Annotated in this window: 11 protein-coding genes; 6 read left to right on the top strand and 5 right to left on the bottom strand. The window is 73.7% G+C overall.

Going from position 1 to position 13,958, the window contains the following annotated elements; translation table 11 throughout:
• The first annotated feature begins 187 nt into the window (after nucleotides 1-187).
• Complete coding sequence (locus OG937_06025) at nucleotides 188-337, top strand: XapX domain-containing protein (protein WUD71279.1); 150 nt, start codon at nucleotides 188-190, stop codon at nucleotides 335-337.
• Nucleotides 334-555 (top strand): XapX domain-containing protein, encoded by a 222-nt coding sequence (locus OG937_06020; GenBank protein WUD71278.1) that lies wholly within the window; start codon nucleotides 334-336, stop codon nucleotides 553-555. Before OG937_06025 ends, OG937_06020 begins: the two co-directional genes overlap by 4 nt.
• On the opposite strand, the gene OG937_06015 is transcribed toward OG937_06020, so the two are convergent.
• Nucleotides 545-1,720, bottom strand: a complete 1,176-nt coding sequence (locus OG937_06015; GenBank protein WUD71277.1) for a helix-turn-helix domain-containing protein — start codon at nucleotides 1,718-1,720, stop codon at nucleotides 545-547. The two genes, OG937_06020 and OG937_06015, sit on opposite strands and share 11 nt — an antisense overlap.
• A 183-nt stretch (nucleotides 1,721-1,903) precedes the next feature.
• Here OG937_06015 and OG937_06010 point away from each other — a divergent pair, with 183 nt between their 5' ends.
• From OG937_06010 to OG937_06000, 3 genes are all read left to right on the top strand, one after another.
• Nucleotides 1,904-3,691: an FAD-binding dehydrogenase gene (locus OG937_06010; protein ID WUD71276.1), complete on the top strand. Its 1,788-nt coding sequence runs from the start codon at nucleotides 1,904-1,906 to the stop codon at nucleotides 3,689-3,691.
• Between the two features lie 263 nt (nucleotides 3,692-3,954).
• Entirely contained in the window at nucleotides 3,955-6,222 is a 2,268-nt protein-coding gene (locus OG937_06005) for a M4 family metallopeptidase (GenBank protein ID WUD71275.1), read from the top strand.
• A gap of 114 nt (nucleotides 6,223-6,336) precedes the next feature.
• The gene (locus tag OG937_06000) at nucleotides 6,337-7,269 is read left to right on the top strand and encodes an aminoglycoside phosphotransferase family protein (GenBank protein WUD71274.1); all 933 of its coding nucleotides are present in this window, start codon (nucleotides 6,337-6,339) and stop codon (nucleotides 7,267-7,269) included.
• 85 nt (nucleotides 7,270-7,354) lie between these two features.
• Here OG937_06000 and OG937_05995 read toward each other — a convergent pair whose 3' ends face one another.
• The 3 genes from OG937_05995 to OG937_05985 all read right to left on the bottom strand — a co-directional run bounded on the left by OG937_05995 (nucleotide 7,355) and on the right by OG937_05985 (nucleotide 11,598).
• Complete coding sequence (locus OG937_05995; protein ID WUD71273.1) at nucleotides 7,355-7,732, bottom strand: VOC family protein; 378 nt, start codon at nucleotides 7,730-7,732, stop codon at nucleotides 7,355-7,357.
• Between the two features lie 102 nt (nucleotides 7,733-7,834).
• A complete protein-coding gene (locus tag OG937_05990) occupies nucleotides 7,835-8,479 on the bottom strand; it encodes a LysE family translocator (GenBank protein ID WUD71272.1) in 645 nt (214 codons plus the stop codon).
• A 92-nt stretch (nucleotides 8,480-8,571) separates the two neighbouring features.
• The gene (locus OG937_05985) at nucleotides 8,572-11,598 is read right to left on the bottom strand and encodes a glycosyl hydrolase (protein ID WUD71271.1); all 3,027 of its coding nucleotides are present in this window, start codon (nucleotides 11,596-11,598) and stop codon (nucleotides 8,572-8,574) included.
• Between the two features lie 494 nt (nucleotides 11,599-12,092).
• Between OG937_05985 and OG937_05980 the strand changes: the two genes are divergently transcribed.
• Entirely contained in the window at nucleotides 12,093-13,304 is a 1,212-nt protein-coding gene (locus OG937_05980) for a glycosyltransferase (protein ID WUD71270.1), read from the top strand.
• Nucleotides 13,305-13,398: 94 nt separating this feature from the next.
• Here OG937_05980 and OG937_05975 read toward each other — a convergent pair whose 3' ends face one another.
• Nucleotides 13,399-13,890: a YfbM family protein gene (locus OG937_05975; protein WUD71269.1), complete on the bottom strand. Its 492-nt coding sequence runs from the start codon at nucleotides 13,888-13,890 to the stop codon at nucleotides 13,399-13,401.
• Nucleotides 13,891-13,958: the final 68 nt, after the last annotated feature.

Raw genomic sequence — 13,958 nt, 5'->3', positions numbered from 1 at the left:
GCCCTGCGGACCGATGGCGCGGCGCACCGTTCCGAGCCCGGCCGGCGCCGAGGTGTCGGCGGCACGCGCCGGTGGCCCCGCCGCCCGGACGGGGTCACCTGACGCCGCGCTGCACGACCGGGCGCCATCCGTGCTGCTAGAAAGGGATGCAAATCCTCATATCCGAAAAAAGGGAAAGGGGGTCGGCGTGGGCTACGCCGCGTCCTTCGGAGCGGGCCTGGTCGTCGGCATCATGTACGGCCTCCTCAGGGTCCCGTCGCCCGCGCCGCCGTTCATCTGCCTCGTCGGCCTGGCCGGCATCCTGATCGGCTCCTCCGTGCCGGGGTGGCTCGCGTGAGGTCTCTGCTCTCCCGGTGCCTCCTCTCGTTCTCCGTGGGGGCCCTGGCGGGTGTCCTGTACTGGCTCATGGGCGTCATGTCGCCCGCCCCGCCGTGGATCTCGCTCGCCGGGCTGCTCGGCATCCTCGCCGGCGAGGCGGCGACGCGGCACCTGCTGACGCGCCGCCGGAAACGGCCCGCCGACCCGGCGGAGGGGCCGCCCCCGGCTAGTCCGTGAAGGGGGCTTCCCGGTCCGGCCCCAGCCATGTCGTCAGGGCCCACCACCAGTGGAGGGCGTCCAGCGGCCCGGACGTGGCGTCCGCCGGCGGCTCGCCGGTGATCTGCCGGAGCCGGCCGAGCCGGTAGCGCACGGTGTTGGGGTGGGTGAACAGTGCTGCCGCCGTTTGGTCCAGACGCCGCCCGTGGTCCAGGAACGCCAGCGCGGTGAGGGCCAGTTGACGGTGGAAGGCGTCCGACGGATCCAGGGCGCCCAGGAGCCTGCCGGCCAGGAACGAGCCCAGCAGCGGTTGCTCCGCGGTGGCGATCTCACCGGCGAAGTCCGTCAGCTCCCGCACCCCGCGCCGTCCGCGCCGGCCGCCGGCGGTCAGCGCGCGGACGCACAACTGGTGGACGGGCGGCAGTTCGTCCGGCGGAACGGCGGGGGAGAGGACGACGAGCCCGCCGGCCGCCTCCGGCCCGAGTTCCCCATGCGCGGGCATCCGCGGGAGCAGGCCCGCCGGCCGGCCCTCGACCCGTCCGGCGATCCCGCGCAGCACGGTGATCCGGTCCGTGAGGCGGTGGGCGCCGGCGACGTCGAGGCCGTCCGCGACGAGGCAGTGGAAGGTGCCGCCGGGCCGGAGCCCGGCCCGTGCCAGGTCTCCTGCCGGTGGCGGGGTGCCGCCCGTCAGGAGCCGGCGCAGCACCCGCGCCCGCAGGCCGTCGGAGGCGGGGGGCAGTTCCTGCTCGGCCGTGCGGTATCCGTTGATCACGTGGCGTTCGACGGCGTCGCCGTACTCCTTGAGCCGCAGGACCGCCGAGAGCAGCATGCCGTCGGGCACTCCGGCCGACCTGCTGCGGTCGACGGTGATCTCCACCGTGCGGGTGAGGGCCGCCTGGACGCCGTGGAGCACCGAGGTGATGGGGACGCCCTGTTCGGCCCGGTCGGTGCCGAGCAGCAGGGCGGCGGCGAAGTCCTGGCCGTCCACGCGCCCGAAGGTGCCGAGCCACGGTCCGGCCGCGGCGACGATGGCGGTGACGTGCCGCCGGGTCTCCGCCTCGCCGAGCCGGGCGACGTCGGGGGAGTGGGTGCGCGCGGCGTGCACGAGCTGGCCCCGTACGTCCGCGTCGCCGGCCATGTCCCGCAGGATCCCGGCGACGGGCTCGGGCTGGTGGGTGACCGTCAAGAGCCTCGCCCCTTCCGCGACCGAACGCTGTGGCCGGGCGACAACCGGGTGCGGGCGCGTTGGCGGCCGGCCACTACCGCATTGTCATGACCACCTGATTACCTGTCGGCTACCGAAGGTAACAGCAAGGTCATCCGGGCAACACCCTTCGCGCATCCCCCCGCACCCTCCGGAAGGCACGCCATGGAGACAGTGACAGACCCCGCCATGCCCAGCCGGCGCCGCGTCCTGACGGCGGCGGGAGGTGTGCTCGCCGGGGCGACCGCCCTGGCGCAGGCGGTCCCGGCCCACGCCGCCGCCTCCCAGGACGCGGACGTGATCGTCATCGGTCACGGCCTGGCGGGCCTGGTCGCGACCGCGGAACTGGCCGACAAGGGACGCAAGGTGCTCCTGCTCGACCAGGAACCGGAGACCAATCTGGGCGGCCAGGCGTTCTGGTCCTTCGGCGGACTGTTCCTCGTCGACTCCGCCGAGCAGCGGCTGATGGGCATCAAGGACTCCCGCGACCTCGCGTGGCAGGACTGGCAGGGCGCGGCCGGCTTCGACCGTGACGTCACCGACCCCCACGGCCAGGACTACTGGGCCTACAAGTGGGCGGAGGCCTACGTGGACTTCGCCGCGGGGGAGAAGCGGTCCTGGCTCTACCAGCAGGGCGTGCGCTGGTTCCCGATCGTCGGCTGGGCCGAGCGCGGCGGCGGCCTCGCGGACGGCCACGGCAACTCGGTGCCCCGCTTCCACGTCACCTGGGGGACCGGCCCGGCCGTCGTCGAGCCCTTCGAGAAGCGCGTACGCGCCGCGGTCGCCAGGGGGCTGGTGAGCTTCAGGTTCCGGCACCGCGTCGACGAGCTCGTACGCACCGGCGGCGTCGTCACCGGGGTCCGTGGAGCCGTGCTGGAGCCGAGCAACGCCCCACGGGGTACCCGCAGTTCGCGCACCGTCGTCGGCGACTTCGAGGTGCGGGCGCCGGTCGTGATCGTGACCTCGGGCGGCATAGGCGCCAACCACGACCTGGTACGCCAGAACTGGCCGGCCCGGCTCGGCACCCCGCCGAAGAACCTGATCTCCGGAGTGCCCGAGCACGTGGACGGCCGGATGCTCGCCATCACCGAGCGGGCCGGCGGGCGGATCGTCAACCCGGACCGCATGTGGCACTACACCGAAGGTCTGCAGAACTACGCCCCTATCTGGGCCAAGCACGGCATCCGCATCCTCCCCGGCCCCTCCTCGCTGTGGCTGGACGCCACCGGCAGGCGCTTCTCCGCCCCGGACCTCCCCGGGTACGACACCCTCGGCACGCTCAGGACGATCACGGGCACCGGGTACGACTACTCCTGGTTCGTGACCACCCAGAAGATCCTGGCGAAGGAGTTCGCCCTCTCCGGATCGGAGCAGAACCCGGACCTCACCAACAAGGACATCCCCCTCACCCTCTCCCGCCTGTGGCAGACGCCGGAGCCCATCGAGCGGTTCAAGAAGAACGGCGTCGACTTCGTGGTCTCCTCCTCGCTGCCCGGTCTCGTCGCCGGGATGAACAGGCTGACCGGGGAGGACCTCATCGACCTGGCCGACCTCAAGCGGCAGATCGACGCCCGGGACCGCGAGATCGACAACCCGTACACCAAGGACGCCCAGGTGATGGGGATCCGCAACGCCCTGGCCTACCCGGGCGACTTCCTCAGCCGCACGGCCACGGCCCACAAGATCATGGACCCGGTCGCGGGACCGCTGATCGCGGTACGGCTGAACATCCTCACCCGCAAGACGCTCGGGGGTCTGCAGACCGACCTGTCCGGCCGGGTCCTGGACGCGGCCGGGGAGCCGGTGCCGGGTCTGTACGCCGCCGGTGAGGTCGCCGGTTTCGGCGGCGGCGGCGTCCACGGTTACCGCTCCCTGGAGGGCACGTTCCTCGGCGGCTGCCTCTTCTCCGGCCGTCAGGCCGGGCGTGCTGCGGCGGCTGCCACGGCGACCTGAGGGACGCCCCGTCCGCGGCGGGCCGGCGCCGGCGGGCCTGCCGCCGGGCCCGCCCGCCGCTGTCCGGGGAGCGGGCGGAACGCTGATCGATTTCGGACAAGATTTGTTGGCGCCATGACAATAATGTCATCCCGATGTCACGCTGTGTCCGCACCCGCACACGGACGGCGTCATCCCGCACTGCGAGCTCCGCCCCGCCCGGCCCACCCCGCCGGCGGGTCCGCACGGCCACCGTCAGCCGACCGCCGCAGGAGGAGAACTCCTTGTCCCACTTACGCACCCTGCCCCGTCACGCCAGGGCGACCGCCGTCGCCCTGACCGCCGCCGCCGCACTGCTCGGCGCGGCCCTTCCCTCAGGCCCGGCGCTCGCCACCGGCCAGGGACGGGGCAGCACGACGATCGTCGCATCCCCCCACACCGGCGCGTTCCCCGCGCGCCTGTCCCCGTCCGCCCGCGCCTCGCTGATCCGCGAGGCCGGCTCCGCGGCGCCCGCGACCGCCAAGGCGCTGCGCCTCGGGCAGCAGGAAAGACTCGTCGTCAAGGACGTCGTCAAGGACGCCGACGGCACCGTGCACACACGGTACGAACGCACCTACGCCGGACTCCCCGTGCTCGGCGGCGACCTCGTCGTCCACCGCGACGGCAACCGGCTGACCCAGGACCGCGCCACCGACGCGACGCTGTCCGTGCCCGGCACACGGCCCGAGGTCGCTGCGGCCACCGCCGGGAAGAAGGCCCTCGCCGCCGCGCCCCGGACCGGAGAGCCCCGCGCGGCCGGGGAACCGCGGCTCGTCGTCTGGGCCGCGACCGGCAGGCCGGCACTGGCCTGGGAGACCGTCGTCACCGCCACCCAGGCCGACGGCACCCCCAGCGAACTGCACGTCGTCACCGACGCCCGCACGGGCAAGGAGCTCTCCCGCTCCGAAGGCGTCAAGACCGGCACCGGCACCGGCGCCTTCGTTGGCACCGTCCCCCTCGGCACCACCGAGGCCGGCGGTGCCTACGAGCTCCGCGACGGCACCCGAGGCGGCCACTACACCACCGACCTGAACAACACGACGACCTCCGGCACCGGCACCCTCTTCACCGACGCCGACGACGTCTGGGGCGACGGCACCGTCGCCAACCGCCAGTCCGCGGGCGTGGACGCGCACTTCGGCGCCGGCGCCACCTGGGACTACTACCAGGACACCTTCGGCCGGCACGGCATCTACAACGACGGTGACGGGCGCTACAGCCGCACCCACTACGGCAGCAACTACGTCAACGCCTACTGGAGCGACACCTGCCGCTGCATGACCTACGGCGACGGCTCGGGGAACACCCACCCCCTCACCGCCATCGACGTGGCCGGGCACGAGATGAGCCACGGCGTCACCAGCGCCACCGCCGACCTCGACTACAGCGGTGAGTCCGGCGGTCTGAACGAGGCCACCTCCGACATCTTCGGCACCATGGTCGAGTTCCACGCGGACCTCGCCGCCGACACCCCCGACTACCTCATCGGCGAAGAGATCGACATCAACGGCGACGGCACCCCGCTGCGCTACATGGACAAGCCCTCCAAGGACGGCGACTCGCACGACTACTGGTCGTCCTCGCTCGGCGGCGTCGACGTCCACTACTCGTCGGGCCCGGCCAACCACTTCTTCTACCTGCTCGCCGAGGGCAGCGGCCCGAAGACCGTGGGCGGCGTGGACTACGACAGCCCGACCTACGACGGCGTCCCGGTCCCCGGCATCGGCGCCGCCAACGCCGCCGCGATCTGGTACCGGGCACTGACCACGTACATGACCTCCACCACCGACTACGCCGGAGCCCGCACCGCCACCCTCCAGGCCGCGGCCGACCTCTTCGGCGCCTACAGCCCGACGTACATCACCGTCGCCAACACCTGGGCGGCCATCAACGTCGGCCGCCGCATCGTCGACGGCATCGACCTGATCCCGCCCGGCGACCAGATCAGCGGCGTCGGCCAGACGGTCTCCCTGCAGATCGAGGCGACCACCAGCAACGCCGGCGCCACCCTGGAGTACCAGGCCACCGGGCTGCCCGACGGGGTGGGCATCGACCGGGACACCGGTCTGATCTCCGGCACCCCGGACTCCACGGGCACCCACGAGGTCACGGTCACCGTCACCGACAGCGCCGGCGACACCGCCTCCACCGGGTTCACCTGGACGGTCGCCCACGTCTACGGCAACAGCACCCGCGTCGACATCCCCGACGCCGGGGCCGCCGTCGAGTCGCCGATCACCGTGACGGGCCGCGGCGGCCTCGCCTCCGCCGTCACCCAGGTCCACGTGAAGATCGTCCACACCTGGCGCGGCGACCTCGTCGTCGACCTGGTCGGGCCCAGCGGCAGCAAGTACCCGCTGCTCAACCAGACCGGCGGGTCCGCCGACAACGTCGACCAGACCTTCACGGTCGACGTCTCCGCCGAGACGATCGACGGCACCTGGAAGCTCCGCGTCCGCGACGCCGTCGCGCTCGACACCGGCTACATCGAGAACTGGACCATCACCCCGTAGCGGACCACACTCCGCTCCGCCGGCGGGCCGGGCCACCCCCCTCCCGGCCCGCCGGCGCCCCACGTCCCCGATAACCCGTTGCCGCGGGCCGACACGACGGGTGATCATCGCGGGATGATCACGACCCCGCCCGACGGCCGCGCCGGAATCGACGCGCCACTGGTCAAGCGCCTCCTCGCGGCGCAGTTCCCGCAGTGGGGCCACCTGCCCGTCACCCCGGTGGAGGCCGACGGCTGGGACAACCGCACCTACCGCCTCGGGCACGCCATGACGGTCCGTCTGCCCACCGCCGAAGGCTACGTCCCCGCGGTGGCCAAGGAGAACGAGTGGCTGCCCCGGCTCGCGCCCTCGCTCCCCGTCGCCGTCCCGTCCGTCCTCGGCATGGGCGCCCCGGGCCAGGGCTACCCCTTCCCCTGGTCCGTACGCGGCTGGCTGCCCGGCGAGACCGCGGCCCCCGAACGCATCGCCGACCTCACCCGGTTCGCCGTGGACCTCGGCGAGTTCCTCCTCGCCCTCCAGGGCTGCGACCCCACCGGAGGCCCGTCCGCCGGCCGCCACAGCTGGTACCGGGGCGCGTCGCCCGCCCACTACGACGAGGAAACCCGCCGCTGCCTGGCCCTCCTCGACGGCCACGTCGACACCGCCCGCGCCCGCGCCGTCTGGGACGCCGCCCTCGCCGCCGAGTGGCACGGCCGACCCGTCTGGTTCCACGGCGACATCGCCTCCGGCAACCTCCTCGTCCGCGGTGGCGAACTCGCCGCCGTCATCGACTTCGGCACGTCCGGTGTCGGCGACCCCGCCTGCGACCTGGTCATCGCCTGGACCATGTTCTCCGGCGCCGGCCGCGAGGCGTTCCGCCGCACGGTCCGCCAGGACCCCGCCACCTGGGCCCGCGCCCGCGGCTGGGCCCTGTGGAAGTCACTGCTCGTGCTCGCCGACACCCTCACCACCGACCCGGCCCGCGCCGAGGTCAACCGGCGCGTCATCACCGAAGTGCTCGACGACCACGACCACTTCGCGCGGGCGGCCGCGGGCGCGACGGGGTGAGCGTGTTCCTGCCCGCGCTCGGCGCCGGGCCTGCTGCGCCCCCGGTGCGCAGACGGGCGGCGAGACGGCCGAAACGCCGGCCGGCTCAGCCCGCGCGTTCCGCCGCGCTGCGCTCCACGCAGAACTCGTTGCCCTCCGGGTCGGCGAGCACCACCCAGCCCGTGCCGTCGGGGCGGCGGCGGTCGTCGACCTGCGTCGCGCCGAGCAGGAGGAGGCGCTCGACCTCCTCGTCCCGGGTGCGGTCCTGCGGCTGGACGTCCAGGTGCACGCGGTTCTTGACGGTCTTGTGGTCCGGAACGGTCACGAAGAGGATGCCGGGGCCGCCGGCGACCTCGATCAGGGCCTCCTCGTCACCGGGCTTGTCGTCCTCGTGCAGCGGGCGGTCCAGGACGAGGGACCAGAAGCTCGCCAGACGGTGGGCGTCGGCGCAGTCGATCGTGATGTGGCGCATTGCGGAGGTCATGGGGCGGATTCTGGTCCACGGCGCCGGACCGGGGCAACGCGGTTATGCCGGAGGTGCCGGACCGCGTGTCCCCGCTCCGCCCTGTTCCCCCGTATGATCCCGTCAGTCCGCGCGGCCGGTCGTGGCCACCGTCACGCCGAGGCCGATCATCGCCAGCCCGCCGGCGCCGCCGATCGCGGACAGGCGGCGGTCGGAGCGGCCCAGCCAGACGCGGGCGGCGGAGGCGGTCAGGCCCCACAGGGTGTCGCTGACGAGGCCGATGCCGATGGGGACGAGGCCGAGGAGCAGCATCTGCGCGGGCAGTGACCCGGCGGAGTGGTCCACGAACTGGGGGAGCACGGCGGCGAAGAAGACGATGCCCTTGGGGTTGGTGACCCCGACCGCGAGGCCGTCCGCGACGGTCCGCAGGTCGCCGCGGACGGGCCGGTCAGGGCCGTCCATCGCGCCGACCGTGAGCTCCCGGCGGTGCCGGAACGCCTTCACGCCGAGGAGGACGAGGTAGGCGGCGCCGGCCAGTTTCACCACCAGGTAGAGCGTCAGGGACCGCTCGATCAGCGAGCCCAGGCCGAACGCCACGGCCACCACCAGCAGGTACGAGCCGATGAAGTTGCCCAGCACCGACGCGAGGGCGGTGCGGCGGCCGTGCGCCAGGGCGCGGCCGATGACGAAGAGCACGCTGGGCCCGGGGATGACGATGACGAGCAGGGACATCGCCGCGAACGCGAGCAGCCGGTCCATGGACACCATGGTCCCTCACCTCCGCGGCCATTGAACCAGGTGCCCGGGGTCCCCCGCCGGTCGTGCGGCGGCCGTCAGGGAACCCCGGGGACCCGGGACCGTCAGTCCCGGCCCACCACGGCCTGGGCGTACGGGATCAGCCGCACCGGCCCGACGAGCCCCGTGCGCTGCGAGGCAGCACCGCCGTACACCGAGGGGTCGCTGACGCGCAGCCGGTTGAGCAGCGGCGTGGCCACCTCGACCTCGATCGTGTTGCTGCCGCGGCGGAGCAGCCCGCCGAGGTCCACCACGGGGTTGACGTGGCTGGTGACCGGTGCCGGCCGCCCGTTGACGCTGACCCGGAAGGTGTCGGTGACCTCGCCGAGGTCGAGCAGCGCGCCGAGGTCGCCGCTCCAGGACCGGTCGAGTTCGACGGTGGCCCGGTAGCGGCCGATGCCGGCGGCGTCCGTGAGCTCCGGGACGGCGTTCCACGGAGCCAGGGCATCGAGGGCGATCCGGTGCCGGACGACGGTGGTGCGGTCCGGGTCCGCGCCGGGACGCCAGTCCTCGGCGTCCAGGGTCCAGGAGGTGAGCTCCCGGGGCGCGGGCACCTCCCCGACCACGGTGCCGACCGAACCCCCGCGCGACAGCGCCGTGGTGTAGGTGCCGGCCGCGCGGGCGCGCAGGACGAGCCGGCCGTCGTCGAAGCGCACGTCGTCCGCGTCCGTGGTGACGGCGTGGGTACGGCCGGGCTTGCCGGGGAACCGTCCCGGCGGCGCGAAGGCCACGACCATCGACTCGGCCGGCTGCAGCGCCACCCGGAAGGTGAACAGGTCGCCGTCCTGCGCGTACAGCGCCAGCGGCCGGGCCTCGCCCGTCCACGGGTCCAGCAGGTACGGCACCGCGCCCGAGCGGGTGCGGCGCACCGTGACGGCGTGGTCGATCGCCGCGACGGGGGGCTTCACGGTCTCGGCGTGCTTGCCGTTGACGAGGTAGAACCAGTCGACGCCCTCGTCGAAGCGGTGCATCGTCAGCAGCGTCGAGGGCACGGCGTAACTCACGTCGGGCACCAGACCGAGGTCCGCGAGGGCCTGGCCCACCGCCGTCTTGTCGGTGACCTGCCGGACCTGCGGCTGCGCCAGCAACTCGGCGACGAGAGCGCGGAGTTGCTGTAGGGCGGAGTCGTCCTCCACACCGGGCGTCGTGACCGTCGTCCAGTCGCCGAGCAGGACGACCGGCAGCCCGGCCCGTGTCAGGCGCAGCAGGTGGCGCGCGTCCGCGAGGGTGAGGGTGACCGCCGAGCCGGAGAAGAAGTCCCCCTCGACGAACAGCGCCCGGTAGGCGGGGCCGTCGGGGGCCAGCCGACCGTCGCGGACCTTCGCCGACGGCAGGTCCAGCAGGGGCCCGCTGAGGAACTGGTGGGTCCAGCCGAGCGGCACGCCCGTCGAGGTGAACCAGGAGGCGCCGATCCCCGTCGCGGTGTAGCCGGTCTGCCGGAAGACGGCGACGTCGATCCGGGAGGTGCCGCGCTGCATGGCGTGGTGCACCCGGGACAGGTACCCGGACACGTCGGTGACGTGGCGCCAGGTCGGGTGCCGCGGGCCCCAGGACTCGCCGTAGCCGACGGTGCCGTTGTACGGGGTGAAGGCCGCGTAGCCGGGCCACTTCACCCCGGGCAGCGTGGCGTAGGAGAAGCCGTGCACGACGGTCTGGTTGACGCCGGCCGCGTACGCGCCGCCCATGGTGCGCAGGAACTTCTCCCACGTGGTGCTGTACGCGGAGCCGGTGTAGGCGCCGGCCTCGCAGGACAGCACCGTGTGGCCCGCCATGTCCCGGCCGCCGGCCAGGCAGCGGTAGTCGTCGAGGTTCTTGAAGCCCAGCGACTCGCCCTCGGGGATGTCCAGCAGCGCGGCGGACCGGATGGCGTCGGTCTGCAGGCCGTACGGCTGCGCGCGCATCCCCAGGCCCAGGGAGTGCGCCCAGCCGCGCAGTGCCGTGAGGTGGTGGGTGTTGTACAGGTCGCTGACGGTGTCCCAGAAGTCGTGCCGTATCTGGCGGGTCGCGACGGCGTCGTACGCGTAGACCTGGTTGCCGCCGCTCATCGCGATGACGGGCAGGACGGGCAGCAGCGGGTAGCCGTTGCGCTTCTCGAAGGCGGCGGGCAGCCCGGGCGTCCAGGGCAGCGCCTTGGTCTCGATCTCCAGGGAGTCCTCGAACAGGACGCCGCCGGCGCTCTTGAGGAGGCCCCGGATCTCCTTCGTGAGCAGGTTCCGCTCCCAGAAGCCGGTGACGGCGGCGGTGCCGGCCGCGCTGAAGTGGTCCACGACGTACGCGGTGGGCGAGGTGTGCGGACCGCCCTCGGGGGTCTGCCCGGTGCCGCGCTGCCAGAAGGCGGTGAGCACCCAGTCGCCCCCGCCGGGCGCGGTCCAGGCCACGGCGCCGTCGGCGACGTGGGCGGTGAGGTCCTGGACGCTCGCGCGGTCCAGGCCGGTCTCCTTGCGGGTGGCGTTCTCGGGGGCGATCCGGGTGGCCAGCAGGCCCAGCAGCCGCTGCCGGGTGACCCCGGACGCGGGGGCCGCGGAGGGGGCAGGCACGGGGCCCGAGTAGGCCGTCCCGGCGGCCACGGTGACGGCGCCGAGGGCCAGTTCCTGCACCGCGGCCTCGCTGTCGGGGGTGATCCCGGGGACGGCCGCGGGCCAGCTGGGGCCGATGGTGAGGTCGATGGTGACGCCCCGTCGGCGGGCCTGGTCCAGGGCCGCGTGGACGCCGGCGACCCAGGCGGGGCTGCCCCAGCCGTGGTGCTCGGTGTCCAGGACGGAGGTGTCCTTCACGCTGTGGTGGACGGCGGCGATCTCGGCGCCGCCGAACCCGGCGTCGGCGATCTGGTCGACCTCGCGTCTGATCTCCTCGGGGTCCACCAGCCCGTCCGGCCACCACCAGCGGAACTTCGGCCGCACCGCGCTCCCCGGCGCGGCGAACGCGCCCGCCGCGCCGCCCGCGCCCGCCGTCCCGGTCCCGGTCCGCGCCTCGGCGGCGGCAGCGGGCAGTGCGGGGGCCAGGGCCGCCGCGGTTCCCGCGACGGCGGTGGCGATGAGGAGGCTGCGACGGGAAACCCCGCCGGCCTCGGGGCGGTTGCTGTCGTCGTGCATGGTTCCGTAGCTCCCCGGAGTGAGAGGTGGAGGTGCCTTTCATCCCGGAGTGATCAGTGCCGAGATGCAACGCGCTGATGATCGAACTGTTCGCATTGAACCGTTTCAATCCTTGCGGAGGCTACAGCGAGGTCCCGGGCGGGGGCAAGGTCCCGGCGGGCGTGAACCTCGACGGGTGTGGTGGGGGAGGCCTGCGCGGCCGTCAGGAGCGGGCGTGCCGACGGCCTGCGCCGGACCTCCGCGGCGGGTGCGGGCCGTGAGATGAGAACGTTTCAGGCGGGGATTGCGCAGCACGCGGTCGCGATGGGTTCCCGGGTCGCCGGGAGGGTGCGGCACAATGCGCCGTGCGGGCGGACTCGGTGAAATCCGGCACGCCCGGCGTCCCCTTCCGGCATTTCCACCGTATAGCGCACGGGGGGTCTTGCCGCAAGGCCCCCATAGGGGGCGAAAATCGCTCCTCACGCGCCGGGGGAATGGCGCAGGACGGGAGCGAGATGCGTTTTCTGTTGTCCACGATCGGGACACGCGGCGAAGTCCAGCCGCTGGTCGCGCTGGCGGTGGAATTGAAGGCCATGGGGCATGAGGCGGTGGTGTGCGCGCCTCCCGATTTCCATGAGTGGGCCGGGTCCCTGGGCATCACGTACGTGCCTGTCGGACCCGAACTGCGCGGGACCGCGAAGCAGAGCGCCGGAACGATTCCGACGCCGGAGCAACGGCGCCTGATGATCGAGGGCACGGTCGCCGCGCAGTTCGAGGCCGTGGGCGCGGCCGCCGAGGGCTGCGACGCCGTCGTGGCGGGCGGGGCCCTGGCCGTCGCCGCCCGCTCGGTGGCCGAACAGCGGGGCATCGGCTACGTGTACGCGGCGTTCGCCCCCGTCACCCTGCCCTCCGAGCGGCACGCACCGCCCGTCTTCGGCATGCTCGGGCAGCAACCCGCGGCCGGGAACGCCGACCACCGCGCGCTCTGGGCCGAGGACGCCGCACGCTGGAACGCCCTGTGGGCCGGCCCCCTCAACGCCCGCCGCGCCGCCGCCGGACTGCCGCCGGCTGAGGACGTGCGCGCCCACATCTTCACCGCCTCCCCGTGGCTCGCCGCGGACCCGGTGCTGGCCCCCTGGCCCCGGCCGTCCGCATCACTCGACGTGCTCCAGACGGGCGCCTGGCTGCTCCCGGACGACCGGCCGCTGTCCCCCGGGGTGGAGGCGTTCCTGGACTCCGGGGAGCCACCCGTCTACTGCGGCTTCGGCAGCATGCGCGCACCGGACGGCGCCGCCGGCACGGTGATCGGCACCGCCCGCGCGCTCGGACGACGCGTCATCGTGTCGCGGGGCTGGGCCGATCTCGCGCCCGTGGACGACGGTCCCGACTGCCTGACGATCGGCGAGGTGAACCAGCGGGCGCTCTTCCCGCGCGTCGCCGCGGTGATGCACCACGGCGGCGCCGGCACGACCACCGCGGCGACGGCCGCGGGGACGCCGCAGGTCGTCCTCCCGCAGATGTTCGACCAGTTCTACTTCGCCGGCCGCGTCGCCCGGCTCGGCATCGGCGGCGCCCTTCCCGCCGGCGCCCCCGCCGCGGACCCGTTGCGCACGGCGCTCCGCGCCGTCCTCGCCCCGGAGGTGGCCGACCGGGCCCGGTCCGTCGCGGGCACCGTCCGCACGGACGGCGCGCGGACCGCCGCGCGGCGTCTGGCCGAGGGGGCCTGACGCACCGGTCGGCGAGGCCCTTGCACCGGGGACCCCCAACGGGCCGCCCGTGCCCACCCCTCGGGGCGGGCGCGGGGACGGCGCTCCTCGGCGCCTACTGGTCGACGGTGAAGATCACGGCACGGCCCTCCCGGGCCGCCGCCCGGTAGAAGTCCTTCAGCCCGGGCAGGAACGCCTCGGTGTAGGCCAGGTCCTCCGCGTCGCCGGTGCCCTGGTAGGCCTCGAAGGTGAGCGTGGCGAAGCGCTCGCGCAGCCACGCGGCGTCCAGCGGCTCCAGGGCCGCGGCGACCTCGGGAACCTGGTCCGCGGTGACGTGGCAGACGATGTAGTCGTCCTCTTCGTGGAGCGGTACCCCGCCGAGGATGACGTGCGACAGGGGGAACTTGCCGTTGTCGAAGCTCAGGTCACCGTCCGTGAAGCACCGGTGCAACGCGTCCCAGGACGAGTCGAGTTCGCACAGGTGGTCCCTGTCCCAGCGCTCCTCGATCTCCTCGACGACCGCGGCCAGCGCGTCGTCGTCCTCGCAGGCCAGAATGCGTGCGGAGTCGGTTTCGTCCAAGGCGAAGAGAACGGCGCGGGTCCCCATCGTGCCCTCCCGGCGGGTGCTCGGATGCGGTGCGGTGCGATCCAACCACACGGCCGGCTGGGCTCCGC

Origin of the sequence: Streptomyces sp. NBC_00510 (assembly GCA_036013505.1) — a bacterium.
Lineage (GTDB): Bacteria > Actinomycetota > Actinomycetes > Streptomycetales > Streptomycetaceae > Actinacidiphila.
The sequence above is the reverse complement of the archived record's forward strand: the minus strand, read 5'-3'. Positions and strand labels throughout refer to the sequence as shown.